This window comes from Hymenobacter sp. UV11 (genome assembly GCF_004684095.1).
Taxonomy (GTDB): domain Bacteria; phylum Bacteroidota; class Bacteroidia; order Cytophagales; family Hymenobacteraceae; genus Hymenobacter.
The window spans coordinates 462314-487196 of record NZ_SRII01000002.1 but is presented as its reverse complement, the minus strand read 5'-3'; the positions used below and the strand labels follow the sequence as shown (position 1 = coordinate 487196).

The window sequence follows — 24883 nt, the reverse complement described above, 5'->3', positions numbered from 1 at the left end:
CTAGCTGACCGATATGCTACTCGCCATAAACTCCGATTACCAGCCCAGCGACTACCTCCCCATTCTCATTCAGTTTGGCCTGGCCGTAGCTTTCGTGGCCTTCGCCATGATAGTTTCCCACTTGGTAGGCCCCAAGCGCCACAGCCGCGTGAAGGACGCCTCCTTCGAGTGCGGCATCGAGAGCGTAGGCAACGCCCGCACGCCCATCTCGGTCAAGTATTTCCTCACGGCCATTCTATTTGTGCTGTTCGACGTGGAGGTAATTTTCATGTACCCTTGGGCCGTGAACTTCCGTCAGCTTGGCACAGCGGGCTTCGTGGAGATGATTATCTTCATGACCCTGCTGATGGCCGGCTTTGGCTACGTCATTAAAAAGGGTATTCTGCGCTGGAATGAAGCGGTTCCTAGCCAAACTTTCACGGCCAAACCGGTGTTGCAAAATCGGGCTGCCGAGGTTGGGCAGGCTGCTTGATAATTATCAGTTATCAATCAACAATTATCAGGAGGAGGAGCATTCAAGAAATCTCACGACCTACTGATTACTTGCAGATTGACCGATGATAATTGCTAACTGTTAATTGATAATTGAAAATGGTTGATACCCGCGTTCCCGAAATAAAATCCGTACCGGCCCCCGAGGGCGTCGAGGGTGCGGGCTTCTTCGCTACCTCGCTCGAAAAGGTTGTCGGCATTGCCCGCGCCAATTCGCTCTGGCCTCTGCCCTTCGCTACTTCGTGCTGCGGCATCGAGTTCATGGCGACCATGGGCGCACACTACGATATCTCGCGTTTCGGCTCCGAGCGCCCCAGCTTCTCGCCCCGCCAGGCCGACTTGCTGATGGTAATGGGCACCATCGCTAAGAAGATGGCTCCCATTGTGAAGCAGGTGTACGAGCAAATGGCCGAGCCCCGCTGGGTGCTGGCCATGGGCGCCTGCGCCTGCTCGGGCGGCATTTTTGACAGCTACTCGGTGCTGCAAGGCATCGACCGCATTATTCCGGTCGATGTGTACATCCCCGGCTGCCCGCCCCGCCCTGAGCAGGTGCTCGACGGCCTGATGCGCGTGCAGGACCTCGCCAAAAACGAGAGTATCCGTCGCCGCAACTCGCCCGAATACCAAGCGCTGCTCGCGTCTTATAATATTAAATAATTAGCTGTTAGCCAGTAGCTGTTTAGCTGTTAGCTTCTCTTTCAGGAGCCAAGCAGCTAAAAAAGCTAACAGCTAACAGCCAGTAGCTAACAGCTAAACCGAATGGCTGACCCGACCAAAGAAGAATCGACCGCCGCGCAGGAAACCGCCGCCGCCCAGGACCCCACCGCGCAGCAAAACGCGCAGGTGCTGACGCTGCTCCATAGCCTGTTTGGCGAGGCTACGTTTACGGATGTGCACGAGCCCTACGGCTTGCTAACGGTGACCACCAAACGCGAGCACATCCACAACATCGTAGCCGGCTTGCAGCAGGATGAAACACTCAAGTTTCACTTCCTTACCACGATGTGCGGTATTAATTACCCGGAAAACCTGAACCAGGAACTGGGCATGATTTACCATTTGCACAGCCTGGTGCATAACATCCGGCTGCGCATCAAGATTTTCTTCCCGGTAGCTGACCCGGTAGTGCCTACCCTATCAGATATCTACGCTACCGCCAACTGGATGGAGCGCGAGGCCTACGATTTTTACGGCGTCATCTTCACGGGCCATCCCAACCTGCGCCGCATCCTGAATGTGGAGGACATGGACTACTTCCCCATGCGCCGGCAATATCCGCTTGAAGACGGTACCCGCGAAGACAAAACCGACCTCTTTTTTGGTCGGTAGCACATACAAAGTGTCATGCTGACGAAGAGCGCATCTTATCCCGGCTGTCTTCGCCAGAGTTAGTTACTACACCCTTGCGGCGCGGATGTGATAAGGTCCTTCGCTGTGCTCAGGATGACAATTTTATAATGGCAGTAAACGACGCCCTGGCAGGCACCCACAAAATAGTAGAAGAAGCGCAGGAGCAGCAGGGCGGCCAGCTCGTGCCGACCCTGAACGACTTCTCGCAGGAGCTGACGACCCTCAACCTAGGGCCGACGCACCCCGCCACGCACGGTATTTTTCAGAACATCCTGCAAATGGATGGCGAGCGCATTATCTCGGGTGTGCCGACTATCGGCTACATCCACCGTGCGTTTGAGAAAATTGCGGAGCGGCGGCCGTTCTACCAGATTACGCCGCTCACCGACCGCATGAACTACTGCTCGTCGCCCATCAACAACATGGGCTGGCACTTGACGGTAGAGAAGCTGCTCGGCATTACGGTACCCAAGCGTGCGCAGTATATGCGCGTGATTATGATGGAGTTGGCCCGCATTGCCGACCACCTCATCTGCAATTCCATCCTCGGCGTGGATACGGGAGCCTTCACCGGCTTCCTGTACGTGTTTCAGGAGCGCGAAAAGATTTACGAAATTTACGAGGAAGTCTGCGGCTCGCGCCTGACCACCAACATGGGGCGGGTAGGCGGTATGGAGCGTGATTTTTCACCCGTGGCTATTGAGAAGCTCCGCACTTGGCTGAAGGAATTTCCGGCCGTGATGAAGGAGTTTGAAACCATGTTCAACCGCAACCGCATCTTTATGGACCGCGTGGTGAACGTGGGCCCGATTACGGCGGAAAAGGCGTTGAACTATGGCTTCACTGGCCCCAACCTGCGAGCGGCGGGCGTCGATTACGATGTGCGGGTGATGAACCCTTACTCTTCCTACGAAGACTTCGAGTTTGATATTCCGGTGGGCACCAATGGCGACACGTACGACCGCTTCCTGGTGCGCAACGAGGAAATATGGCAGAGCCTGCGCATTATCAATCAGGCACTTGACCGGCTGCCCGACGGCCCTTTCCACGCCGATGCGCCGCACTATTACCTGCCCGCCAAGGAAGCCGTGTACAAAAACATGGAGGCCCTGATTTATCACTTCAAGATTATCATGGGTGAGATTGACGCCCCGGTAGGTGAAGTGTACCAATCGGTGGAAGGCGGCAATGGTGAGTTGGGTTTCTACCTGGTTTCGGACGGCGGGCGCACGCCCTACCGCCTGCACTTCCGCCGGCCGTGCTTTATCTACTACCAGGCCTATTCGGAGATGGTAGTAGGCACGAGCCTTTCGGATGCCATCGTGATTTTGTCGTCGATGAACGTGATTGCTGGCGAGCTGGACGCCTAGTTTTTAGTTGAAAGTACTTGATATGGAGCCGACTACCCCCACTGCCAAACCTGCTTTTTCGCCCGCTGCGCAAGCCGAAATCAAGCGCCTGCTGACGCACTACCCCGACGAACGCAAGAAATCGACGCTGCTGCCCGTGCTGCACATCGCGCAGGCCGAGTTTGGTGGCTGGGTAAGCCCCGAGGTGCAGGACCTGGTAGCTGAAACCCTGGGCCTAGCGCCGATTGAGGTGTATGAGGTGAGTACGTTCTACACCATGTTCAACCTCAAGCCAGTGGGTAAGCACGTGCTCGAAATCTGCCGTACCGGCCCCTGCATGTTGCGCGGCTCCGATGAGCTAACCGCCCACCTGGAGCGCATAACCGGCGCGAAAGTGGGACAAACGTCTCCCGACGGCCACTTCACTTTGAAGGAAGTGGAATGCCTGGCCGCTTGTGGCTTTGCCCCGGTGGTGCAGGTGCGCGAGAAGTACTATGAGTCGCTCGACACGGAGGAAAATGTGCAAGCCATGCTTAGCGAGCTGAAAGGCTTGGTGCACCGGCCCATTTTGCCTTGGGAGGGCAACCTGCCGAATTCGCTGCAAAACAACTGATAGTTAACTAGTAGAGCACTATGGGACGCAAGCTATTAACCGAACACGTCAACGTTGAAGGCATCGAAACCTTCGCCGTTTACCGCAAGCATGGCGGCTACCGCGCCGTGGAAAAGGCGCTGAAAATGACGCCCGAGGAAGTGGTGGAAGAAGTGAAGAAGTCGGGCCTGCGCGGGCGCGGCGGCGCGGGCTTCCCTACCGGCCTCAAGTGGAGCTTTCTGGCCAAGCCGGAGGGCGTGCCGCGCTACCTCGTGTGCAACGCCGACGAGTCGGAGCCGGGTACTTTCAAAGACCGCTACCTGATGGCGAAGCTGCCGCACCTGCTCATTGAGGGCATGATTGCGGGCAGCTACGCCTTGGGTGCGCGCACCAGCTACATCTACATTCGCGGCGAGCTTTTGTACGTGCTACGCATTTTGGAGAAGGCTATTGCCGAGGCGTATGCTGCGGGTTTTTTGGGTGAAAACATCCAGGGCTCGGGCTATTCGCTTGATTTGCACGTGCATCCGGGCGGTGGAGCCTACATCTGCGGTGAGGAAACTGCACTGCTTGAATCGCTGGAAGGCAAGCGTGGCAACCCGCGCAATAAGCCGCCGTTTCCGGCCGTGCAGGGCTTGTATGCCCGTCCAACGGTAGTAAATAACGTGGAGAGCATTGCCACTGTCGTGCCCATCCTGAACATGGGCGGCGATGAGTACGCCAAGATAGGGGTAGGAAAAAGCACGGGTACCAAGCTGTTCTCAGCCTGCGGCCACCTCAACAAGCCTGGCATCTATGAGCTGGAGCTAGGCGTGCCGGTGGAGGAGTTCATCTACTCCGATGAGTACTGCGGCGGTATCTGGAAAGGCCGCGAGCTGAAAGCTGTAGTGGCCGGTGGCTCATCGGTGCCGATTCTACCGAAGGAATTGATTCTCAAGACTGCCGCTGGTGAGCCGCGGCTGATGACGTACGAGTCGCTGAGCGATGGCGGCTTTGTGACGGGTACTATGCTCGGTTCGGGTGGCTTTATCGCGATGGACGAAACGACGTGCATCGTGAAGAATACCTGGAACTTCTCACGCTTTTACCATCACGAGAGCTGTGGACAGTGCTCGCCCTGCCGCGAAGGCACCGGCTGGCTCGAAAAAGTGCTGCACCGCCTGGAGCACGGTCACGGCTCGATGCACGACATCGACCTGATTGTGAGCGTGGCCAAGCAGATTGAAGGTAACACCATTTGCCCACTCGGCGAAGCTGCGGCCTGGCCGGTAGCGGCGGCTGTGCGCCACTTCCGCGATGAGTTTGAGTGGCACGTTACGCACCCCAAAGAGGCTACCCAACCCGGTGCGGTATATCGTGGCAACCTGGTGCTGGCGTAATTTCAATTATCAATCAACAATTATCAGAATACTGCGAAACACTGCGTATAACACTGCGAAACACTGCGTGACATACCACTGGCTCGATTCCAGTAATTCCTGCACTAATGGCTAAAATAACGTTCGACGGAATTGAGGTGGAAGTGCCCGATGGCACCACTATTCTCAACGCGGCCCGCAAAATTGGGGGGGGGGTAGTGCCGCCCGCCATGTGCTACTATACGCCCCTGAAAGGCAGCGGCGGCAAGTGCCGCGCCTGCCTGGTACGGGTGGCGGCCGGCTCGACTAAAGACCCGCGCCCCATGCCCAAGCTGGTGGCGTCGTGCATCACGCCGGTGCAGGATGGCATGGTAGTCGAAAACACGACCAGTCAGCAGGTTCTCGACGTGCGCAAGGGCATAGTAGAGATGCTTCTCATCAACCACCCGCTCGATTGCCCGGTGTGTGACCAAGCCGGCGAGTGCGACTTGCAAAACTTTGCTTTTGAGCATGGCGTGAGCACGACGCGCTACGAAGAAGAGCGCCGTACGTTCGAAAAAATCGACATCGGGCCATACATTCAATTACATATGACGCGGTGCATTCTATGCTACCGCTGCGTGTATACCGCCGACCAACTCACTGATGCCCGCGTGCACGGTGTGCTGGGCCGCGGCGATGCTTCCGAAATCGGCACCTACATCGAGAATACGATTTCGAACGACTTCAGCGGCAACGTTATTGACGTGTGCCCGGTGGGTGCGCTCACCGATAAGACCTTTCGCTTCAAGCAGCGCGTGTGGTTTACCAAGCCGGTAAATGCCCACCGTGAATGCAGCCACGAGAAGTGCAACGGCCACGTAACGCTTTGGTACAAAGGCAAGGACGTGCTGCGCGTAACTGCCCGCAAGGACGAGTATGGCGAAGTAAAAGAGTGGATTTGCAACGAATGCCGCTTCGAAAAGAAGGAAACGGCTGACTGGATTATCGAGGGCCCGGCCCATATCGACCGGTCTTCCGTTATTGCGCAAAACCACTATGAACTGCCGGTTATCAACCCGCAAGTAATTGCTGACCTACCCGAAAGCACCGTACGCGAGCTGGAGAAAAACCCACCCCTGAAGCTAGGTGGCCCCAACGGCACCTCTTTCTAATTACTCCCGATTTTTGTGATGCTTCGCGGGCGGACGCCAGATGTAGCATGGCTAACACTTATTCCTTATGTCTCTTGAATCTTTAGGCTGGCAAGGCTTGGTTATTCTAGTAGTTTTTGGCGTTTCGCTGCTAATCGCTACCTATTGTACGTATGCTGAGCGCGTTATCGCGGCTTTCCTGCAAGACCGGGTAGGGCCCGACCGCGCGGGTCCGTTCGGTTTGGCGCAGCCGCTGGCCGACGCTGTGAAACTGTTTACCAAGGAGGAATTTTTCCCTAGTGGGGCCAATAAGGCGCTGTTCATCTTCGGGCCTTGCCTGGCGATGATAACGGCGTTGATGTCGTCGGCGGTTATTCCATTTGGTAGCTTCCTGAAATTTGGGACCACCATTGTGCATTTGCAGGGTATTGAAATCAACGTAGGGATGCTTTACGTGTTCGGTATCGTGTCGCTGGGCGTATACGGTATTATGATTGGCGGCTGGGCTTCGAACAATAAGTTTTCGCTGCTGGGCGCCATTCGTGCTGCTTCTCAGAACATTAGCTACGAGCTGGCAATGGGCCTAGCCCTGATTGCGGTGTTAATGATGTCAGGCTCACTATCGCTGCGCGACATCACGTTGCAGCAGTCGGTGCCCGGCGAGTGGCAGTTCTGGAACATTGTGAAGCAGCCGCTGGGCTTCATTATCTTCATAGTGTGCGCCTTTGCCGAAACCAACCGCACGCCTTTTGACCTGCCCGAGTGCGAAACTGAGCTGGTAGGCGGCTACCACACCGAGTATAGCTCGATGAAAATGGGCCTGTACCTGTTTGCCGAGTACGTAAACGTATTCGTGGCTTCGGCCGTGATGAGCGTTATTTATTTCGGGGGCTTCAACTTCCCGTTCCAATACGAGCTGCGTGGCTGGTTGTCTTCGTCGCAGGGCTTGTCGCTGGATGCAGCGCAGAACATCGTGGCTATTCTGGGGGTAGTGAGTGTTTTTGCGAAAATCTTCGCCTTCATTTTCTTCTTCATGTGGGTGCGCTGGACGCTGCCGCGCTTCCGCTACGACCAGCTGATGCGCCTGGGCTGGACGATTCTCATCCCGCTGGCTATCTTCAATATTCTGCTTACCGGCGGTCTCATTACCACGGGCATCATCCCGGAAATCAAGCATTGGTGGTAAGTGGTGCCTTGGTGCCTTCCCTACCCCCCTCTACTTATCTGAACTTATGCAATCGCTAAGCAACCGCGCTAAGAAACTGGAAAAGAAGCCCATGACGCTCGCCGAGCGGGCTTACCTACCGGCGATTTTCCAGGGGCTCACCATTACGATGCAGCACTTTTTTCGGGCTGCCACCAAGAAGCAGATTACCATTCGCTACCCCGAGGAGACGCGCCCGTTTTCGCCCGTTTTCCGAGGTCTGCATGTGCTGAAGCGCGATGAGCAAGGCCGTGAGCGCTGCACGGCCTGCGGCCTGTGCGCCGTGGCTTGCCCCGCCGAAGCCATTACGATGGTGGCCGGCGAGCGCAAGAAGGGCGAGCAGAATCTGTACCGCGAGGAGAAGTATGCCGTTAGCTACGAAATCAATATGTTGCGCTGCATCTTCTGCGGCCTCTGCGAAGAGGCTTGCCCGAAGGCAGCTGTTTATCTGCAGGCTGATAAGATGGCGCCGCCGCGCTACGAGCGCGACGAGTTTATTTACGGCAAAGACCGGCTTGTAGAGCCTGTGGCGCCGGATAACCGCTCGAAGCGCGGCATCCAGCTCACGCCTGAGCAAGCTGAAAAGCTGCGCGGCCAGATGCAGTCGGCGTAATCCCTACTCCCTGCTGCCCTCTCGACGAAGGAAGCAGATTATCACGGCTGCTCTCGTCAGCACTACTTATTCTCCGCGCGCGGCAAGCATGATATAATGCTTCGCAAGCTCAGCCTGACACCTACTTATGTCCCTTTTTCTCTTCCTGTCGTTTGTAGCCCTGCTGAGTGCGCTGGGCGTGGTGCTGGCCAAAAACCCGGTGCACAGCGTGCTGTTCCTTATCCTCACGTTCTTCACGCTATCGGCTCACTACCTGATGCTGAACGCGCAGTTCTTGGCCGCCGTGAACATTATCGTGTACGCCGGTGCCATCATGGTTCTGTTCCTGTTCGTGATTATGTTCCTGAATCTCAACGAGGATACGGAGCCGCATAAGCCCGCGCTGGCCCAGATTGCCGCTACTATTGCCGGCGGCTCGCTGCTGCTCATTATGGTAGCCGCCTTGCACAACGTGCAGCCCGTGGGCTACGACCCCGCTACATTCGATTCGCAGGTGGGCATGGTAGACCGGCTGGGTATGGTGCTGTTCAAGCAATACTCCCTACCCTTCGAACTGGCCTCTATCCTGTTGCTCGCCGCCATGGTGGGCTCCGTTATGCTGGGTAAGCGTGAAACGGGCGAACGGAATTTTTAAAGAAGCTTCTTCCAATAAAAAAGCGGTCCCTGAAATTTCAGGGACCGCTTTTTTATTGACTAAGTATCTGGTTATCAAACTGTAGTTAGCCACAGCAATAGGCCAGTTTTTTCTTTAATGCGGATACTCTTCCCCATCCAGTACGGGGGCCATATCCTTGGACTCGGCTTCGGTGAAGAGCCGCGAGCGGATAAGAAACCGCACGCCCAGCGGAATTTCCAGTGAAAAGCTGGCGCCCCGGCCCTTCGTTACGTCGATGGTGAGCTGCGTATGCTGCCAGTATTCAAACTGGCTGGCACTCATAAAGAAGTCGCAGCCGTGAATCTGGCCCAGCCACACATCACTGCCGCCCACCCGAAACTCGCCTTTCTGGAAGCACATCGGCGACGAGCCATCGCAGCAGCCGCCACTTTGGTGAAACATGAGCGGGCCGTGCTCATCCCGGAGCAAGTCAATGGTGGCTTCGGCGGCTTGGGTGGCCAGTACGCGGGGGGTAGGCATGGGTAGGTAGCGATTAAGCGGTTAGTTGGAGGTAGGAGCTTACCGCGCTTTCCACTGCCGGGCGGCCCGGCGGTACGTGAAAGTTGCGCCGGTATCCTGCTGCTTCACCGTCACAAGACTATCGGGGGCGAGCTGACCGAGGCGCGACTGCCACTCATAGTTGAGTTTGCGGGCGGCATCCCAATACTGGTGGTAATTGCCGCTACCCGTGATACTCTTGGCTAGGGCATTGGGCATGGCCGCTACCCCACCCTGGCGATTGGGGTCCACAATGGGCATCTGGTCGCGGCCGCCGGGCAGCGAGTCGGGGCGACTGGGGCGGGTGCCCAGCGTAGTTTTATCCAGTACCCAATCGAGATTGCGGGCATTGGGTACGGGTAAAACCTGGGCGTGGCTCAGGGCAGTAGCTCCCAGCCAAGCAGTGGCGCACCATAAGCTTCTCATAGCGGTAATGATTGGTTCTCACTAGACGCCGCCCGCGGGCCAAAGGTTGCAACGCAACGTTGCCTCCGGCCTGGTGCAGAGCGTACTGCGCTAGGCCAGAGGCAACGAAACATACTCCCTACCCCCTAAAAGAAGCCCAGCTTCTGCTGGCTATAGCTGATGAGCATGTTCTTGGTCTGGCGGTAGTGGCTGAGCATCATCTTGTGATTTTCGCGGCCAAAACCTGAAGCCTTGTAGCCACCAAATGGCGCGCCGGCTGGGTAGTCGTGGTAGCAGTTGACCCACACGCGGCCGGCCTGAATGGCGCGGGGCATCTGGTATAGCTCATGGGCATCGCGGCTCCAGAGGCCGGCGCCGAGGCCGTAGAGCGTATCGTTGGCAATGGCCAGCGCCTCTTCGTTATCCTTGAAGGTAGTAACCGACAGCACCGGGCCAAAGATTTCCTCCTGGAAAATCCGCATCTTGTTGTGGCCTCGGAAGATGGTGGGCTGGATGTAGTAGCCCTCGGCCAGCGCGCCGTCTTCCTGGTGGTAGGCCTCGCCGCCCACCAGCACTTCGGCGCCTTCGGCCTTGCCGATTTCGAGGTAACTCAGGATTTTCTCAAACTGGTCGTTCGAGGCCTGCGCGCCCATCATGGTGTCGGTATCCATCGGGTTGCCTAGCTTAATGGCCTTTACGCGCTCGATGACGCGGGCAATAAACTCGTCGTAGATATCCTCGTGCACCAGCAGGCGCGAGGGGCAGGTGCAGATTTCGCCTTGGTTGAGCGCAAACATCACGGCCCCTTCGATGCACTTGTCGAGGAAGTCATCGTCGTGGTCCATTACGCTCTTGCAGAAGATGTTGGGCGACTTGCCACCCAGCTCCATCGTCACGGGAATGATATTCTCGGCGGCATATTGCAGGATGAGGCGGCCGGTGGTCGTCTCGCCCGTAAACGACACTTTCTGCACGCGCTTGTTGCTGGCCAGCGGCTTGCCGGCTTCCAGGCCGAAGCCATTCACCACGTTGATGACGCCGGCGGGCACCACATCCTGAATCAGCTCCATGAGGACCATGATGCTGGCGGGCGTTTGCTCGGCGGGCTTCATCACCACGCAGCAGCCGGATGCAATGGCCGGGGCCAGCTTCCAGGTAGCCATCAGCAGCGGGAAGTTCCAGGGGATAATCTGGCCAACTACGCCTAGCGGCTCCTGAATCACCAGCGACAACGTATTCTCATTCAGCTCAGTAGCCGAGCCTTCTTCGGCCCGAATAACGCCCGCGAAGTAGCGGAAGTGGTCGATACAAAGGGGCAGGTCGGCCGCCATCGTTTCGCGGATAGCCTTGCCGTTTTCGACTGTTTCGACCGCTGCCAGGTACGGCAGGTTGGCCTCCATGATGTCGGCAATCTTCAGCAGCACGCTGCTGCGCGTAGCCGCCGAAGCCTTGCTCCACGATTTAAACGCTTCATGCGCGGCGTCGAGGGCCAGCTCAATATCTTCCTTGGTGCTGCGGGCTACTTTGCAGAACGCCTTGCCATCGATGGGCGACGGGTTGTCAAAATACTGGCCCTTCACCGGGGCTACCCATTTACCACCGATGAAGTTGTCGTAGTGCGACTTAAACTTGGGGCGGGCCACTACAGTAGTGGCTTTTTCGAGTACTTCGGACATGGTTGAGTGGGAATTTTAAGAGATTGGGAAACAGAACAAAGGTGGCTCTCTACCCCACTCTAACAGATGTGGTATTGTCGCAAAAAATGTCGAAATTGCCGCAACTTGCGTTAGTAAGTCGTTACTCACCTCATCGGAGAGTTATGAGTTATGAATTAAAAATATAGGAGTTGAGAGCAAGGCACCTTGCCTTTTCCAACTCCTAATTCATAACTTTTAACTCCTAATTCATCAACATGCCCACCCGCGTTCATTTGCCCGCCGCCATTCCGCCGCTTGCCCTGAATCGGCTGCATTCGCTGGTCGAGAACCGCACGGTTTTCGCTCTCGATGGGTTTGAGCTGAACATCTTTGAAACGCACCAAGCCGCGCTGCGCGTGCCGCTGCGCCTCGATGGGCTGGCGCTCACTACCATGCTGCGGGGTAAGAAAGTGATGCACCTGCCCGACCGCCCGGCCTTCGACTACCTGCCCGGCGAAACAGTGGTGGTAGGCGAGGATGAGCTAATGGAGATTGACTTTCCCGAGGCGTGCCTGTGCCAGCCCACGCAGTGCCTGGCCGTGGCCATCGCGTCCGATACCATTCGACAAACCATTGATTTACTGAACGAACGCTACCCCCGCGCCGAGGCGCATACGCCCTGGGCGGTGGCCGGCCCCGAGTATGCGCACCTCACCAACACGCCCGAGCTGACCGGCACCCTGGAGCGCCTGGTGGCCGTGTCGCGCACCACCGACGCGGCCAAGGATGTGCTAGCTGGCTTCACCCTGCAAGAGCTGCTAGTGCGCCTGATGCAGACCCAGGCCCGCGCACTAATTTTTCACGACTACGCCCGGCACCTGACGACGCATCCGTTTGCGGCCGTGGTGCACTACATCAAAGCACATTTGGCCGAAAACCTGTCGGTAGATAAGCTGAGCGCGCTGGCGTGCATGAGCAAGGCTACGTTTTTCCGCCTGTTCAAGCGCGAGTTTGGGCTGACGCCAGTCGAGTACATCGTGCGCGAGCGGCTGGCCGAGGCCAAGCGCCTGTTGCGCCAGCCGCTGGCCAGCGTGGCTGAAGTATGTCTGCGAGCGGGTTTCAATAACCTGTCGTATTTCCAGGCGCTGTTCAAAAGGTATGAGGGCATCACGCCGGGGGCGTACAAGAAGCAATTGGTGTGACCAGCTATTTTGTCATTGGGAGCAACGCGAAGCAATCGCACCTGAACGAGTTAGCGGAACGACCGGCGCGGGCATCGTTCGGGTGCGATTGCCACGCTCCGCTCGCAATGACAAAATGAAGGGTTACGCCATTACGATTTCAATTATAACTGATGGCCGTCACCTCCACCACTTCGGCTTGCGGGCCTAGGTGCAGCGTCACCTTTTGGCCCAGCTTGACGCCCTGCACAGCCCGCGCGATGGGCGCCACAAAGCCCACTTTGCCCTGCGCGATGTCGGCCTCATCGACGCCCACGATGGTGAAGGTGCGCTCAAAACCCGCCCTACCCCCCTGCACGGTGCGCAGCGTGACGGCGGCGCCGAAGCGCACTTCGCCCGGCGGCTGAGTGGTGGGGTCTACCACGCGGGCGCTGGCCAGGCGCTCGGCCAGCAGCGCGTGGCGACCGTTGAGCAGCGAGAGGCGGTAGGTGCGGTCGGTATCGTTGGTGTGGTCGGCATCGGCGGCGGGGCGGGTGGCTTCGAGCTCAGCCAACTCGATACGTAGTTGCTCCAGGCCGCTGGGCGTCACGTAGTTGGGGGTGCCGGGCGGCAGCGCGGCGCGTGGCGGCACGATGGGCGGCGTTTGGGCATCATCCTCTTTTACAAATCCTCGGCTCATACCTGGCAAACGCAGGCCGGGCGGGCAGGTTGCGAAGCTGAAGCATAACCCTGGCGGGTGGTTTGGAGTTAACCCACGCTATTTCGCCGCTACTGATATCCCGATTCGTTCGCCTACCCCACATGTCTGAGTTACTTGCCCCGCCTGCTATCCCTACCCCCTCTGTTCGCCACCTCGATGCCGCCCTGGTCTGGCTCATGGCCCTCACCTGCGGCCTGGTGGTGGCCAATATTTACTACAACCAACCGCTGCTGGCCGCTATTGGGCACACGTTTCACATTCCGGATAGCCAGGCTACGCTGGCCGCTACCGCCACCCAAGTCGGCTACACCCTGGGCATGTTGCTCATAGTGCCGCTCGGCGACATGCTGGAGCGCAAGCGCCTCATCCTCTGGATGCTGGTAGGTGCGGCCGTGTGTCTGGGTGGTGCGGCGCTGGCGCCCACCTTTGCGCTGCTGGCGGTGGCGAGCGTGCTCATCGGCATGTGCTCGGCGGTGCCGCAGCTGCTGCTACCTATGGCCGCGCACCTGGCCCCCGAGGCCGACCGCGGCCGCATTGTGGGGCGCATTATGAGCGGGCTGCTCATTGGCATTCTGCTATCGCGCACGGTGAGCGGCTACGCGGGGGCGCACCTGGGTTGGCGCATGGTATTTGGGGGCGCGGCGGGTATTATGCTGGCCCTGGTGGCACTGCTGGCCTGGCGCCTGCCCCAGGACCGGCCCACCTTCACGGGCACCTATGCTTCGCTGATGCGCTCGCTGGGCACGCTGGTGCGTGAGCTGCCACCGCTGCGGCGCTCGGCGTTGGTGGGCGCCAGCGTGTTTGCCGCGTTTAGCGTGTTCTGGACTACCCTCGTGTTTTACCTCGAAAGCCCGGCCTATGGCTACGGCAGCGAGGTAGCGGGCTTTTTTGGGTTGGTGGGGGCCATGGGCGCGCTGGCCGCGCCGCTGGCCGGTAGCCTGGCCGATAAGCGTGGGCCGAGCTACGCCATCACGGTGGGCCTGGTGCTGGCGCTGGCTTCGTACCTGCTGCTGGGGGTAGGCGGCGGCTACCTGGCCGGGCTGGTGCTAGGCGTTATCCTGCTCGATGTGGGCGTGCAGTCGGCCCACATTTCCAACCAGACGCTCGTATTTTCCTTGCGCCCCGAGGCCCGCAGCCGCCTCAATACAGTGTACATGACGGGTTATTTCACGGGCGGCTCCATCGGTTCGGTGGTTGGCGGCCTAGCTTGGACGCACTTTGGCTGGCCCGGCGTGTGCGCCGTGGGCGGCGCGTTTGTGGCGCTGGCGCTGGCCATTCACCGCAGCTATGGGCGGTAGCAATAAGCATTAGCTTTAAAAAAAGGACGTCATGCCGAGTTTGCCGAGGCATCGCTACCGCATCGTTGGATGAAGCGGTAGCGATGCCTCGGCAAACTCGGCATGACGTCCTTTTTTTTAAAGCAGCAACCTTTCCTACCCCAACCTCTCCAAGCAAGTCGCCAAGCTGGTGCGCCAGTGCGGAATAGTCACGCCCAGCGTCTGCTTTATCTTGCTCTTATCCATCACCGAAAAGGCGGGGCGGGTGGCTTTAGTGGGGTACTCGGCAGTGCGGATGGGAAAGGTTTTTACCGCCGTGTGGCTCAGCTCGAAGATGGCCGTGGCGAAGTCGTACCACGAGGTCACGCCCTCGTTGCTGTAGTGGTAGATGCCGTAGGCGGTGCTCTGGCTTTCCACGATGTGCAGGATGCAGCCGGCCAGGTCGATGGCGTAGGTGGGCGTACCCGTCTGGTCCCAGATAATCTTTAGCTCGTCGCGCTCGCGGCCCAGCTTGAGCATGGTTTTCACAAAATTGCCCGCAAACTCGGAGTAGAGCCAGCTGGTGCGCAGGATGAAATACTGGCTGGTAAGCGCCGGAATGACTTGCTCGCCCTCCAGCTTGGTGAGGCCGTAGACACTGATGGGCGCGGCCTCGTCGGTTTCGATTAGCGGCTGGTTGCCGGTGCCGGCAAACACGAAATCGGTCGAAATCTGGATGAGCACGGTGCCAAACTCGCCGCAGAGCCGGGCCAGGTTCTCCACGCCGTCGCGGTTGACTTTGCGGGCGATTTCTACTTCGTCCTCCGCCTTGTCTACGGCCGTGTAGGCGGCGCAGTTGATGGCGTAGGCGGGCTGGTGCTGCTCAAACAGCGTGCGCAGGCCGGCGGGGTCCAGGATGTTGGCCTGCGCCTCGGGCGGAAAAACCAGCCCGGCCAGGTTCTTCTCATTTGCCACGTGCGTCAGGCACTGTCCCAATTGGCCCGAGGCCCCAAAAACCAGCGTAGTCTTCATCTAAATCTGTTGAGCGATTGTGTTCGGCCCGCAAGTTAGGGAAGCAAACCCCGCCGCCTACCCCTCCAGCAGCGGGGAGGCAGGCGGCGGCGTTACCGGGCGCTTGTTCTTGATGGGCTCGAAGCGGCGCTCGCGGGGCTGCTTTTCGCTCAGGTATTTCCAGTAGCGCTTGGGCATCTGGCGCTGGTGCAGCTTGATGTTTTTGCGCTCGGGAATGTTGACGTGGTCGAAATACGCCTGCCAGAGAATTTTGAACAGCGGCTCACGCTCGTCAAGCACCGTGGCCGAAACCTCGCCGCGGCGGGGGGTAGGCCCAGCGGTTTCAAACTCCACGATGTCGGTGTGGGTGAGGTTGTAGTAGAGCCCGTAGCGGCGCTTCTTGTCAAAAATGAGCCAGCGCTGGTCGGCGTAGCGCTTGGTGAAGTGGCTGGCAATGAGCGGCAGCACGTCGAAATCGGGCTCGATAGTGGCGTGAAACAGGCCATCCTGCGCCTTCTCGAAACGCACGAAAGCCTCCATGCGGTGCTTCTCGCGGAAAAGCTGCTGGGCCAGGCGCTGCATGCGGCGCACGGTGGCATCGGCGTAGTTCTCGGAAATGTCACGGCCCGCCCGCAGAGCCATATCGGCGTAGCGGAAGATGAGCAGCTCGCGCTCAGAGTCTTCGCTTAAAAAAACGTGGTAGAGCCGCGCCCGCGCCGGCTCGGGCATGAAGCGCAGCAGGCCGTCCCAGGTGCGGGTGGCCAGCGTTTCGTCGGTGGCAATGACTACGACCTGGGCAAACAAGCCGCCCTGCGCCGCCCCTTCAGGCTGAATGCTATTGGGCGCCGACTTGCGGTCATACACCCGAAACAGCACCGTGAGCAGGCCCTCAAACGAGCCGTCGTAGGTGTAATCGGCGGGCGGGTTGCGCAACTCGGGCGCGGCGGGGCGCGGGGCTACCGGCCCTACCCCCCCGGTAGCAGCCCGGCGCAGCGGCGTCAGCGACGACGACATGGGCTACGCAGCTACGCCGGGCTGCTCGGCGGCTTGCTGAGCCGCCCGGGCAGCATCGTGCAGCTGACGCACCAGCGGCAGCAGCTCGGAGAGGCGGCAGCAGCACGAGAGGCGCGGGGCTTTATCGGCTGCAAAGAGGGTAGGGCTGAGGAGCGCTACCAACGGTTCGGCGACGAGCGAGGCAGGGGCCGACGCGACGGCCGGAGCGCGATGAGAGATTTGCATGGAGTTGGACCGGGTTTTCCCGACCACCGCGGCCGGGCATGCTAACTATGGATAACTACTTCACCACCAGCGTATCGGTAAGATAGCCGTTGGCAACCACAAACTGTAAGTAGTAGGTGCCCGCCTGGGTGGGCTGAAAAGTGTAGCTGGCCTGCGAGGGAATAGTGGTTTGGGGGCAGTTACAGCCAGTGTAATTCACCCTGATGCCTATCACGCGGGTGTTGGGGGTGGCCACTGTCGACTCGACCACGTTGCTGAGCTTGCCGCAGGCACTCTGCGCCTGATAGGCCAGCGCGAAAGTAGCGGGCTGGTTGATGGCCACGGTTTTGGGCCCCGTGGCGCTCAGCACAGGTTCTACCACAGTGCTTTCGCACGTGGTGTCGGGCACATTGAGGCAGCTGGTCAGGCCCAAGGCTACGCTGGCAAACAGAAAAATTTTCACGCGTGAGGCTGGCTTGAAGGCTGTTGAGGAAAAATATAAGTCTTTAAGTCAGACAGTTAGGCATCAATAGCCTTGCCAACTACGGCCACCTGCCTGCTACCCCACCTGCGCAAACAAATCGAGCTGCTGCGTGACCAGGGCCGAGCGGGTGGCTTTGCCGCCGAACAAAATCTGGCGGCGCACCTGCTGCGAATCCAGCTCGCCCAATGCGGCCGGGGCCAGGCCCCGCGCCGAGAGGAAGTGCCGCGCCCGCTTCATCACCACCCCAAACTGGCCGAGGTGCTCGGCCGTGAGCGAGGTGAAGCGCCGCGCCTGCACAATGCGCTCGACCGAGCGCGCCCCTACCCCCGGCACGCGCAGCAGCAGGGCCCTGTCGGCCACGTTCACATCCACCGGAAACAGGTGGCGATTGCGCAAGGCCCAGGCCAGTTTGGGGTCGATTTCGAGGTCGAGGTACGGGTGCGCGGGGTCCAGAATCTCGTCGGCCTCGAAGCCGTAAAAGCGCATCAGCCAGTCGGTCTGGTACAGCCGGTGCTCGCGCACGAGCGGCGGCTGGGTCACCTGCGGCAGGCGCGCATCGTCGGTAATGGGCACGTAGCCCGAGTAGTACACCCGCTTGAGGCCGTAGCCCTGGTAGAGCGAGTCGGAAAGCTTGATTATCTGTAAGTCATTCTCATCGCTGGCGCCCACTATGAGCTGCGTGCTCTGGCCGGCGGTGGCAAACTGCGGCACCTTCTTAAACAGCGCCTTCTCCTCTTTATTCTGAATAATGCCATCCCGAATCTGGGCCATTGGGGTCAGGATTTCGGCGTAATTCTTCTCCGGGGCCAGGTTCTGCAGGGCCAGCTCGGAGGGCAGCTCGATGTTCACGCTCAGGCGGTCGGCATACAGGCCGGCTTCCTGAATCAGCTCGGGCGAGGCGCCGGGGATAGTCTTGACGTGGATGTAGCCGTTGAAATTGTGCTCGGTGCGCAGCTTCTTCACAATGCGCACCAGGCGCTCCATGGTGTAGTCGGGGCTGCTGAAAATGCCGCTGCTCAAAAACAGACCTTCGATGTAGTTGCGGCGGTAGAAGTTGACGGTGAGGTCCACCACTTCGTCCACCGTGAAGGCGGCGCGCTTCACGTCGTTCGAGCGGCGCGACACGCAGTAGGCGCAGTCGAAGATGCAGTGGTTGGTGAGCAGAATCTTGAGCAGGCTCACGCAGCGGCCATCCTCCGTAAAGCTGTGGCAGATGCCCATGCCCTCGGCATTGCCGAGGCCTTTTTGCTCGTTTTTACGCTTGCCGCCGCTGCTGCTGCACGACACGTCGTACTTGGCGGCGTCGGCTAAGATGCTTAGCTTCTCCTGAATGCGCTCGTTCATCGGCAAGAGGTCGTTTGACGGGGGTAAAAGTAGCGCCAGCCAGTGAAATTGGCAAGCTTTTGATAAGCTAATTTTTTTAGAAAAAGTTTCCGCGCCCGTGCTGTATGGCGCGGCATTTAATGGCTTATTTTCCCTACCCCCCTCTGCCAGCACCATACCTTGGCAAGGGGGGCAGCGTTGGGCTAGGGCGCAAGCCGGGCCCTGCCGCGCGCGGCCCGCCGTAACTTGCGCATAGTGCCGCCGTGCCCCATGCCGCGTAGTTTTTTTATCCTGTGTTTAATAGTTGTAGGCTTGCTACTGAGCGGGCCGGGCCGGGTGTGCGCGCAAGAGTTTACCCCGCGCGTGGCCGTGCCGCCCGATTCGCTGCACGCCGCGGAAAGCACCGAGGCAGTGCCCGCCGACTCGCTGGGCCGCCGCTTCGATGAGGCCCGCGTGCGCCTGAACCTGGAGCGCTACACCCGGCGCGGCACCATTGCGGGCAGGGCGCTGGCGGCCTTTTTTCGCCTTACCAAGCCCCGGCAGGAACAGCAAGGCCTCGACGCGGTGCTGCTCAACCGGCAGTTTGACCAGCACAACTTCAAGATTGTGCGCCGCGTCACTATCACGCCCTTCGATGCCTTCGGCTACAGCCTGAACGACTCCTTGCGCCAGCCCCGCACCTTCCTCGAAAAGTCGGGCAATGCAATACACATCCGCACGGCTCGCTCGCGCATTCGGCAGGTGCTGCTGTTTCGGCCCGGCCAGCCGCTGCTACCCCAGGCCCTGGCCGAAAGCGAGCGCCTACTGCGCCAAACCAACGAGATACTCGACGCCCGCGTGCTGGTGAATGAACAAACCGCCACCCGCGACAGCGTGGATATCCTGGTGTATACTACCGACGTATTCAGCATCACGGGGGGCTACGAGCTGCGCGGCGGGCCGGGGCAGGCCATCGTCACGGCCGGCGACCAGAACTTCCTGGGCCTGGGCCACCAGCTCAGCAACCGCTACCAGTACGGCCGCGACTTGCCGCAAACCTGGGGCTACGAGGCTAATTACCAGGTGCCGTTTCGCAACTTCGTATATGCCGAGGGACATTATTACAATGAGTTTGAGTCGCACTCGGGTGGGGTGTCGGTGCGGCGCGACTTCTACTCGCCCAGCGTGCGCTGGGCCGGTGCATTTACATCTGATGTATTTAACATTCGCCTAGTGCTGCCGCGCGACGCGCCCCCGCTGCCCGACCAGCAGCCTAACTTTCAGGTGCGCTCCTACACCAGCCAGACGCTGTGGGTGGGGCGCGCCCTGCGCCTGCGCTCCTACGACCTGGGCTACGAAAACCCCGGCCGCCTCATCGTGGCGGGCAGCGTCATCAACGAGCACCACACCACCAACCCCGCCAACACCCCCGACGACCGCACCCGCACCATCTTTCTGGGCTCGGTGGGCTACTCGGTGCGGCGCTATTACAAGGATAAATACCTCTTTGGCTTTGGCCGCACCGAAGACGTGCCGGCGGGCACGCTACTTAGCCTCACGGCGGGCTACGAGACTAATGCCGTGGGCTCGCGCCGCTACATCGACGCCCGTATTGCGGGCGCGGGCTACTCCGAGCGCCAGGGCTACCTCTACGGCAGCCTTGATTTTGGCACGTTTCAGCGCATCAACGACGGGGGTTGGGAGCAGGGCCTGCTCAGCGGGCAGGTGCTCTATTTTACGCGCCGCTACCAGGTGGGCAACTATCAGAGCCGCCACCTGCTCAACGCCCGCGTGACGGCGGGCTTCAACCGCTACCCCGCCGAGGTGCTGCTGAGCGGCGTCAATAGCAACCCCGACGGCGTGCGGGGCTTCCAGCCCACGGGCCAGATACTGGCCACCAGCCGCTTCCTGGCCAATTACGAGGGCACCGTGTACACGCCGCTGTCGCTGCTGGGCTTCCGGGTGGCAGTACTGGCCTTCGCCGACCTGGCCATGGTAAACGAGCGCATCGGCGGCGGCTCGCCCTTCGGCGGCAATGCGCCCTACACCGGCTTCGGCCTGGGCCTGCGCTTCCGCAACGAGCTCACGGTGCTGCGCACGTTCCAATTCCTGCTGGGCTACTACCCCCGCGGCCAGCTCAGCGCCAACGGCCTGCGGCTCTTCGAAACCAACCGCGACTCGTATAATTTCAGCGATTTCAGCTTCGGGCAGCCCAGCGTGGTGCAGTACGGCACGCAATAGGCCCGATAATGGGGGTAGGGCGCCGTTTATTCCTGAAACGTGATGGGCAGCGTGCACGACACCCGCACGGCCTGGCCGCGCTGGTGGGCGGGCTGCCAGGCCGGCATCATCCACACCAGCCGCAGGCCTTCCTCATTGAGGCCACTGCCGGGGCCGCGCACCACCGAAGCATCCGTGACGCGCCCCGCAGCGTTGAGAATAAAGCGCACGTACACCTTGCCGCTGACGTGCTGCCGCAGTGCCTGCTCGGGGTAGCGCAGGTTTTTCATCAGGTACTGGCGCAGCCCCGCCTCGCCCCCCACAAACTGCGGCCGCACCTCCGGATTCACGAAAATAGAATCGGACCTGAACGGGAGACTGGGGGTAGGGGCCGCTACAGTTGCGGACGCAACGCTAGCGGGTAGCGCCGCCGCCGATGCCAGCGTCAGGCGGGCGGAACTTTGGGCCTGCGCAAAGCCGGCTGAGCATCCTATAAGCACTAGAAGGCAGGGTATAAAACGGCTAGTCATAAGTTAAAGAAAATATAATCCTCACGAAGACAATAGGGTTTCGTCTATCAAATTTAACCGATTTTTGGCAATGATTATAGTATTTTTCCGTACAAAGCCACGATTCCCCCGAAGGTGCTAAAAAATCCTGGTTTTAGCTTGCTGAGCCAGGCCGCGCTAAGCGGCCCTACCTTCGCAGTACCTTAACTCATGGCGTGTACCGCTCTTTCCCTTTATGCGTCTCGGCGATTTTAACGACCTCGAAATAGCCCGCGAAGTCAGCATCGGCTTCTACCTGACCAGCGACGACGGCGACCTACTGCTGCCCGAGAAGTACCGCCCGGTGGGCGCGCACGTCGGCGACACCATTCGCGTGTTTGTATACCGCGACTCCGAAGACCGTCTCATTGCCACCACCTTAGAGCCGCTGGCGGTGGTCGACAGCTTTGCCGCGCTCACCGTGCGCGACGTAGGCGCGCCCGGCGCCTTCCTCGACTGGGGCCTCGAAAAAGACCTGCTGCTGCCCCACGCCAACCAGCGCCAGGACGTGCGTGTGGGCGACCGCGTGCTGGTGTACGTGTACCTCGACGAGGCTACCGACCGCCTGGTGGCCTCGGCCAAGTGGCAGCGCTTTCTCAGCCCCGAGCCTTTCGTGGGCGCCCTAGGCGAAACCGTGCAGGTGCTCATCGCCGAAGAAACACCACTCGGCTACTCCGTCATTGTAAACGGCACACACGCCGGCCTGCTTTATTCGAATGAAGTATTTCGGCCACTGCGCATTGGCGAGCTGCTGCCCGGTCACCTGCGCCTGGTTCGGCCCGATGGCAAGCTCGATGTGCGCCTCGGCCAGGCCGGCTACGATGAGGTGGAAAGTGCCGCCGCCATTGTGCTGGCCGCCCTCAAGCAACGCCCCGACGGCCGCCTACCCCTCGGCGATAAGAGCCTGGCCGACGACGTGTACCGCCGCCTCGGCATGAGCAAAAAAGTATTCAAAAAAGCCCTTGGCTCGCTCTACAAACAAGGTTTGATAAAGCTGGGGCCGGAGGAAACCCGGCTGGTAGTGGCCGAATAAAGGACACATAAAGAGCGTCATACTGACGAAGCAAGTATCTTGTCAGGTATCGTTCAGTGATGCGCCCAAGATGCTTGCTTCGTCAGCATGACGTTTTTTTTTGTTTTGATAGCTATATTTTTTGGCAAGCTTACCGAACGCAAATAAATCTGTCTCGGAAATTTGCTTTTTCAAAAAACCGTCGTTCCTTTGCCCCCGCAAACCGACCCTAACTCATGTCCTTCGTCGCAACCGTTTCGCAAAGCTGGTGGCACTCAACCTTCCCAAGAGGCTGAGCATTAGGCATTATAAGTTGGTTGAACCCTTAGAGATTCTCCAAGCCCGCTGCTCACCGCAGCGGGCTTTTTTGTTGTCCCCTACCCCCGTCTTTCCTCGCCATGCCGGCCGCCACTGCTACTTCTACCGCCACTATCGTCCACAGCCGCCACCGCCGCTTGCTGGCCGACACGCTCACGCCAGTGAGTCTGTACCTGCGCCTGCGCGACCAGTTTGTGGGCACGCTGCTGCTTGAAAGCTCCGACTACCACGGCAACAACAACAGCTTTTCCTACCTCTGCTTCAGCCCAGTAGCGCGCTTTGAGCTGGACAAGCACCAGCTGACCACCCAGCGGCCCGGCCAGCCGGCCAGCACTATCACGCTGGCCGACCCGCGCCAGGCGCTGACGCAGTTGCGGGAGTTTCGGAGCAGTTTCCAGCCGGCCGCGCCGTCGGGGCTGCCGTTCATTACCAATGGGCTGTTTGGGCACATGGCCTACGAGGCGGTGCAGTATTTTGAGGATGTAGCCCTGCGCGACAAGCCCGGCGCCAGCACAGTGCCGGCCATCGTGTACCAGGCATTTCGCTACGTCATCGCCATCAACCACTTCAAGGATGAGCTGTATCTGTTTGAGCACCAGTATTTGGCCGAAGGTGAAGAGCCGGTAGCCGATACGCTCGACTACATCGAGACGCTCATCCAAAACCGCAACTTTGCGACCCACGCGTTTCACCTCACCGGCGAGGAAACATCGAATGCCACCGATGCCGAGTACCTGGAGCTGATTCGGCTGGGGCAGCACCACTGCCAGCGCGGCGACGTGTTTCAGATTGTGCTGTCGCGCCGCTTCCAGCAGGGTTTTCAGGGCGACGAGTTTAACGTGTACCGGGCGCTGCGCTCGCTCAATCCGTCGCCCTACCTGTTCTTTTTTGATTACGGCGGGTACAAGATTTTCGGCTCCTCGCCCGAATCGCAGATTGTGGTGAACAAGGGCCAGGCGGTGCTCTACCCCATCGCCGGCACTTTCCGACGCACCGGCGACGACGCGGCCGACGCCCGCCTGGCCCAGGAGCTACTCAACGACCCCAAGGAAACCGCCGAGCACGTGATGCTCGTGGACCTGGCCCGCAACGACCTCAGCCGCCGCTGCGACGTGGTGGCCGTGGAGCGCTTCAAGGAAATCCAGTACTACTCGCACGTTATTCACCTGGTTTCCAAGGTAGTGGGCCAGCTTGGTCCTGATACCGAGCCGCTCGACGTGGTGGGCGAAACCTTCCCGGCCGGCACGCTCTCGGGCGCACCCAAGTACCGCGCCATCCAGCTCATTGATGAGTATGAGAGCACCCAGCGCGGCTTCTACGGCGGCTGCATCGGCGCGCTCGACTTCGGCGGCGACTTCAACCACGCCATCATGATTCGCACCTTCCTCAGCAAGGACAATACGCTGTATTACCAAGCCGGCGCGGGGGTAGTGGCCAAGTCGGTGCCCGCCAGCGAATTGCAGGAGGTGCATAATAAGCTGGGCGCGCTGCGGGCGGCTATGCAGCAGGCGGAAAAGGTGTAATAAGCAGGTAGCAGCCCGTCATGCAGACCGAAGGGAAGCATCTCGCTCGCTTCGTTGCAGGCGGCAGAAGTTACTATCCCTTGCGAGATGCTTCCCTTCGGTCTGCATGACAAGCGGCGGCCGCGCCCCACCATTGTTAATTGATAACTGTTAATTGTTAAATGAAAAATATCCTGGTTCTCGACAACTACGACTCCTTCACCTACAACCTCGTGTACATGCTGCGCGAGCTGGGCCAGGAAGTGGACGTGTTTCGCAATGATAAAATCAGCCTCGATGAGGTCGATAAGTACTCTCACATTTTGCTCTCGCCCGGCCCCGGTATTCCGAGCGAAGCGGGTATTATGCCTGAACTGATAAAGCGCTACGCGCCGACCAAGCACATTCTGGGCGTGTGCCTGGGCCACCAGGCCATTGGCGAAGCCTTTGGTGGCCAGCTCGCTAACCTCGGCGAGGTGCACCACGGCGTGGCCCACACCCTGCACCAGACACCCGACGCGGCCGACAATCGCCTCTTCAACGACGTGCCCGACAACGTGCGCGTGGGCCGCTACCACTCCTGGACCATCGCGCCCGAGGGCGTGCCGGCCGAGCTGCGCATCACGGCCCTCGATGAGAATGGCCAGGTGCTGGCCCTCGCCCACCGCGACTACGACGTGCTGGGCGTACAGTTTCACCCCGAGTCGGTGCTGACGGAGCACGGTAAGACTATGCTGGCGAATTGGGTGAATGGGTGAGAAACCCGAACGTCATGCAGACCGAAGGGAAGCATCTCGCTCGCTTCGTTGCTTACTATTAATTACTACACCACACGAGATGCTTCC

Annotated in this window: 25 protein-coding genes and 1 pseudogene; 16 read left to right on the top strand and 10 right to left on the bottom strand. The window is 59.5% G+C overall.

Annotated features, from left to right (window positions below; all coding sequences use genetic code 11):
- Window positions 1-25: 25 nt before the first annotated feature.
- From E4631_RS04605 to E4631_RS04560, 10 genes and pseudogenes are all read left to right on the top strand, one after another.
- Window positions 26-391: pseudogene (locus tag E4631_RS04605) on the top strand (NADH-quinone oxidoreductase subunit A); the annotation flags it as partial.
- Between the two features lie 200 nt (window positions 392-591).
- Window positions 592-1149, top strand: a complete 558-nt coding sequence (locus E4631_RS04600; protein WP_133659814.1) for an NADH-quinone oxidoreductase subunit B — start codon at window positions 592-594, stop codon at window positions 1147-1149.
- A gap of 102 nt (window positions 1150-1251) precedes the next feature.
- Window positions 1252-1821: an NADH-quinone oxidoreductase subunit C gene (locus E4631_RS04595; protein ID WP_133659815.1), complete on the top strand. Its 570-nt coding sequence runs from the start codon at window positions 1252-1254 to the stop codon at window positions 1819-1821.
- Window positions 1822-1949: 128 nt separating this feature from the next.
- Window positions 1950-3212, top strand: coding sequence for an NADH dehydrogenase (quinone) subunit D (gene nuoD, locus E4631_RS04590; RefSeq protein WP_133659816.1), 1263 nt, complete (start codon window positions 1950-1952; stop codon window positions 3210-3212).
- A gap of 22 nt (window positions 3213-3234) precedes the next feature.
- The gene (gene nuoE / locus E4631_RS04585; RefSeq protein ID WP_133659817.1) at window positions 3235-3804 is read left to right on the top strand and encodes an NAD(P)H-dependent oxidoreductase subunit E; all 570 of its coding nucleotides are present in this window, start codon (window positions 3235-3237) and stop codon (window positions 3802-3804) included.
- A gap of 20 nt (window positions 3805-3824) precedes the next feature.
- Window positions 3825-5162, top strand: a complete 1338-nt coding sequence (nuoF, locus tag E4631_RS04580) for an NADH-quinone oxidoreductase subunit NuoF (RefSeq protein ID WP_133659818.1) — start codon at window positions 3825-3827, stop codon at window positions 5160-5162.
- 107 nt (window positions 5163-5269) lie between these two features.
- On the top strand, window positions 5270-6295 hold the full coding sequence (locus E4631_RS04575; RefSeq protein ID WP_133659819.1) for a 2Fe-2S iron-sulfur cluster-binding protein: 1026 nt from the start codon (window positions 5270-5272) through the stop codon (window positions 6293-6295).
- A gap of 67 nt (window positions 6296-6362) precedes the next feature.
- Window positions 6363-7460 (top strand): NADH-quinone oxidoreductase subunit NuoH, encoded by a 1098-nt coding sequence (nuoH, locus tag E4631_RS04570; protein ID WP_133659820.1) that lies wholly within the window; start codon window positions 6363-6365, stop codon window positions 7458-7460.
- A gap of 46 nt (window positions 7461-7506) precedes the next feature.
- Window positions 7507-8091 (top strand): NADH-quinone oxidoreductase subunit I, encoded by a 585-nt coding sequence (locus tag E4631_RS04565; RefSeq protein ID WP_133659821.1) that lies wholly within the window; start codon window positions 7507-7509, stop codon window positions 8089-8091.
- Window positions 8092-8218: 127 nt separating this feature from the next.
- Window positions 8219-8725 (top strand): NADH-quinone oxidoreductase subunit J, encoded by a 507-nt coding sequence (locus tag E4631_RS04560; RefSeq protein WP_133659822.1) that lies wholly within the window; start codon window positions 8219-8221, stop codon window positions 8723-8725.
- 114 nt (window positions 8726-8839) lie between these two features.
- Here the strand turns inward: E4631_RS04560 and E4631_RS04555 are convergent, their stop codons facing one another.
- The 3 genes from E4631_RS04555 to E4631_RS04545 form a co-directional block, all read right to left on the bottom strand.
- Entirely contained in the window at window positions 8840-9226 is a 387-nt protein-coding gene (locus tag E4631_RS04555; RefSeq protein ID WP_133659823.1) for a DUF779 domain-containing protein, read from the bottom strand.
- 39 nt (window positions 9227-9265) lie between these two features.
- Window positions 9266-9670, bottom strand: a complete 405-nt coding sequence (locus tag E4631_RS04550) for a hypothetical protein (RefSeq protein WP_133659824.1) — start codon at window positions 9668-9670, stop codon at window positions 9266-9268.
- Window positions 9671-9795: 125 nt separating this feature from the next.
- Window positions 9796-11325: an aldehyde dehydrogenase family protein gene (locus E4631_RS04545; RefSeq protein WP_133659825.1), complete on the bottom strand. Its 1530-nt coding sequence runs from the start codon at window positions 11323-11325 to the stop codon at window positions 9796-9798.
- Between the two features lie 236 nt (window positions 11326-11561).
- Between E4631_RS04545 and E4631_RS04540 the strand changes: the two genes are divergently transcribed.
- Window positions 11562-12488 (top strand): AraC family transcriptional regulator, encoded by a 927-nt coding sequence (locus E4631_RS04540; protein WP_133659826.1) that lies wholly within the window; start codon window positions 11562-11564, stop codon window positions 12486-12488.
- Between the two features lie 139 nt (window positions 12489-12627).
- Here E4631_RS04540 and E4631_RS04535 read toward each other — a convergent pair whose 3' ends face one another.
- Complete coding sequence (locus tag E4631_RS04535; RefSeq protein WP_133659827.1) at window positions 12628-13146, bottom strand: GreA/GreB family elongation factor; 519 nt, start codon at window positions 13144-13146, stop codon at window positions 12628-12630.
- 122 nt (window positions 13147-13268) lie between these two features.
- Between E4631_RS04535 and E4631_RS04530 the strand changes: the two genes are divergently transcribed.
- Window positions 13269-14465, top strand: coding sequence for an MFS transporter (locus E4631_RS04530; RefSeq protein ID WP_133659828.1), 1197 nt, complete (start codon window positions 13269-13271; stop codon window positions 14463-14465).
- Window positions 14466-14600: 135 nt separating this feature from the next.
- Here the strand turns inward: E4631_RS04530 and rfbD are convergent, their stop codons facing one another.
- From rfbD to E4631_RS04505, 5 genes are all read right to left on the bottom strand, one after another.
- On the bottom strand, window positions 14601-15455 hold the full coding sequence (gene rfbD, locus E4631_RS04525; RefSeq protein ID WP_133659829.1) for a dTDP-4-dehydrorhamnose reductase: 855 nt from the start codon (window positions 15453-15455) through the stop codon (window positions 14601-14603).
- A gap of 57 nt (window positions 15456-15512) precedes the next feature.
- Window positions 15513-16448, bottom strand: a complete 936-nt coding sequence (locus E4631_RS04520; RefSeq protein ID WP_133659830.1) for a TIGR03915 family putative DNA repair protein — start codon at window positions 16446-16448, stop codon at window positions 15513-15515.
- Between the two features lie 3 nt (window positions 16449-16451).
- Window positions 16452-16673, bottom strand: a complete 222-nt coding sequence (locus tag E4631_RS04515; RefSeq protein WP_133659831.1) for a hypothetical protein — start codon at window positions 16671-16673, stop codon at window positions 16452-16454.
- A gap of 55 nt (window positions 16674-16728) precedes the next feature.
- Window positions 16729-17115 (bottom strand): hypothetical protein, encoded by a 387-nt coding sequence (locus E4631_RS04510; protein ID WP_133659832.1) that lies wholly within the window; start codon window positions 17113-17115, stop codon window positions 16729-16731.
- 96 nt (window positions 17116-17211) lie between these two features.
- Window positions 17212-18480, bottom strand: coding sequence for a putative DNA modification/repair radical SAM protein (locus E4631_RS04505; protein WP_133659833.1), 1269 nt, complete (start codon window positions 18478-18480; stop codon window positions 17212-17214).
- 249 nt (window positions 18481-18729) lie between these two features.
- On the opposite strand from E4631_RS04505, the gene E4631_RS04500 reads away from it, so the two are divergent.
- A complete protein-coding gene (locus E4631_RS04500; RefSeq protein WP_133659834.1) occupies window positions 18730-20679 on the top strand; it encodes a hypothetical protein in 1950 nt (649 codons plus the stop codon).
- 26 nt (window positions 20680-20705) lie between these two features.
- On the opposite strand, the gene E4631_RS25790 is transcribed toward E4631_RS04500, so the two are convergent.
- Window positions 20706-21008 carry an energy transducer TonB gene (locus E4631_RS25790; protein WP_166648255.1) on the bottom strand — a complete coding sequence of 101 codons (303 nt, stop codon included), beginning with the start codon at window positions 21006-21008 and terminating at the stop codon, window positions 20706-20708.
- 394 nt (window positions 21009-21402) lie between these two features.
- Here E4631_RS25790 and E4631_RS04490 point away from each other — a divergent pair, with 394 nt between their 5' ends.
- The 3 genes from E4631_RS04490 to E4631_RS04480 all read left to right on the top strand — a co-directional run bounded on the left by E4631_RS04490 (window position 21403) and on the right by E4631_RS04480 (window position 24796).
- Entirely contained in the window at window positions 21403-22239 is an 837-nt protein-coding gene (locus E4631_RS04490; RefSeq protein ID WP_133659836.1) for a S1 RNA-binding domain-containing protein, read from the top strand.
- A 377-nt stretch (window positions 22240-22616) separates the two neighbouring features.
- Window positions 22617-24059 (top strand): anthranilate synthase component I family protein, encoded by a 1443-nt coding sequence (locus E4631_RS04485; RefSeq protein WP_133659837.1) that lies wholly within the window; start codon window positions 22617-22619, stop codon window positions 24057-24059.
- Between the two features lie 161 nt (window positions 24060-24220).
- Window positions 24221-24796: an aminodeoxychorismate/anthranilate synthase component II gene (locus E4631_RS04480; protein ID WP_133659838.1), complete on the top strand. Its 576-nt coding sequence runs from the start codon at window positions 24221-24223 to the stop codon at window positions 24794-24796.
- Window positions 24797-24883: the final 87 nt, after the last annotated feature.

Excerpts from the sequence above, each read along its gene's own strand:
- E4631_RS04515 (WP_133659831.1), bottom strand. The coding sequence starts at position 16,673 with ATGCAAATCTCTCATCGCGCTCCGGCCGTCGCGTCGGCCCCTGCCTCG.
- nuoD (WP_133659816.1), top strand. The coding sequence starts at position 1,950 with ATGGCAGTAAACGACGCCCTGGCAGGCACCCACAAAATAGTAGAAGAA.
- E4631_RS04535 (WP_133659827.1), bottom strand. The coding sequence starts at position 13,146 with ATGAGCCGAGGATTTGTAAAAGAGGATGATGCCCAAACGCCGCCCATC.
- E4631_RS04555 (WP_133659823.1), bottom strand. The coding sequence starts at position 9,226 with ATGCCTACCCCCCGCGTACTGGCCACCCAAGCCGCCGAAGCCACCATT.
- nuoF (WP_133659818.1), top strand. The coding sequence starts at position 3,825 with ATGGGACGCAAGCTATTAACCGAACACGTCAACGTTGAAGGCATCGAA.
- E4631_RS04560 (WP_133659822.1), top strand. The coding sequence starts at position 8,219 with ATGTCCCTTTTTCTCTTCCTGTCGTTTGTAGCCCTGCTGAGTGCGCTG.
- E4631_RS04490 (WP_133659836.1), top strand. The coding sequence starts at position 21,403 with ATGCGTCTCGGCGATTTTAACGACCTCGAAATAGCCCGCGAAGTCAGC.
- E4631_RS04600 (WP_133659814.1), top strand. The coding sequence starts at position 592 with ATGGTTGATACCCGCGTTCCCGAAATAAAATCCGTACCGGCCCCCGAG.
- E4631_RS04530 (WP_133659828.1), top strand. The coding sequence starts at position 13,269 with ATGTCTGAGTTACTTGCCCCGCCTGCTATCCCTACCCCCTCTGTTCGC.
- E4631_RS04500 (WP_133659834.1), top strand. The coding sequence starts at position 18,730 with ATGCCGCGTAGTTTTTTTATCCTGTGTTTAATAGTTGTAGGCTTGCTA.
- E4631_RS04505 (WP_133659833.1), bottom strand. The coding sequence starts at position 18,480 with ATGAACGAGCGCATTCAGGAGAAGCTAAGCATCTTAGCCGACGCCGCC.
- nuoE (WP_133659817.1), top strand. The coding sequence starts at position 3,235 with ATGGAGCCGACTACCCCCACTGCCAAACCTGCTTTTTCGCCCGCTGCG.
- E4631_RS04595 (WP_133659815.1), top strand. The coding sequence starts at position 1,252 with ATGGCTGACCCGACCAAAGAAGAATCGACCGCCGCGCAGGAAACCGCC.
- E4631_RS04520 (WP_133659830.1), bottom strand. The coding sequence starts at position 16,448 with ATGTCGTCGTCGCTGACGCCGCTGCGCCGGGCTGCTACCGGGGGGGTA.
- E4631_RS04545 (WP_133659825.1), bottom strand. The coding sequence starts at position 11,325 with ATGTCCGAAGTACTCGAAAAAGCCACTACTGTAGTGGCCCGCCCCAAG.
- E4631_RS04575 (WP_133659819.1), top strand. The coding sequence starts at position 5,270 with ATGGCTAAAATAACGTTCGACGGAATTGAGGTGGAAGTGCCCGATGGC.
- E4631_RS04565 (WP_133659821.1), top strand. The coding sequence starts at position 7,507 with ATGCAATCGCTAAGCAACCGCGCTAAGAAACTGGAAAAGAAGCCCATG.
- E4631_RS04480 (WP_133659838.1), top strand. The coding sequence starts at position 24,221 with ATGAAAAATATCCTGGTTCTCGACAACTACGACTCCTTCACCTACAAC.
- rfbD (WP_133659829.1), bottom strand. The coding sequence starts at position 15,455 with ATGAAGACTACGCTGGTTTTTGGGGCCTCGGGCCAATTGGGACAGTGC.
- nuoH (WP_133659820.1), top strand. The coding sequence starts at position 6,363 with ATGTCTCTTGAATCTTTAGGCTGGCAAGGCTTGGTTATTCTAGTAGTT.
- E4631_RS04485 (WP_133659837.1), top strand. The coding sequence starts at position 22,617 with ATGCCGGCCGCCACTGCTACTTCTACCGCCACTATCGTCCACAGCCGC.
- E4631_RS04550 (WP_133659824.1), bottom strand. The coding sequence starts at position 9,670 with ATGAGAAGCTTATGGTGCGCCACTGCTTGGCTGGGAGCTACTGCCCTG.
- E4631_RS04540 (WP_133659826.1), top strand. The coding sequence starts at position 11,562 with ATGCCCACCCGCGTTCATTTGCCCGCCGCCATTCCGCCGCTTGCCCTG.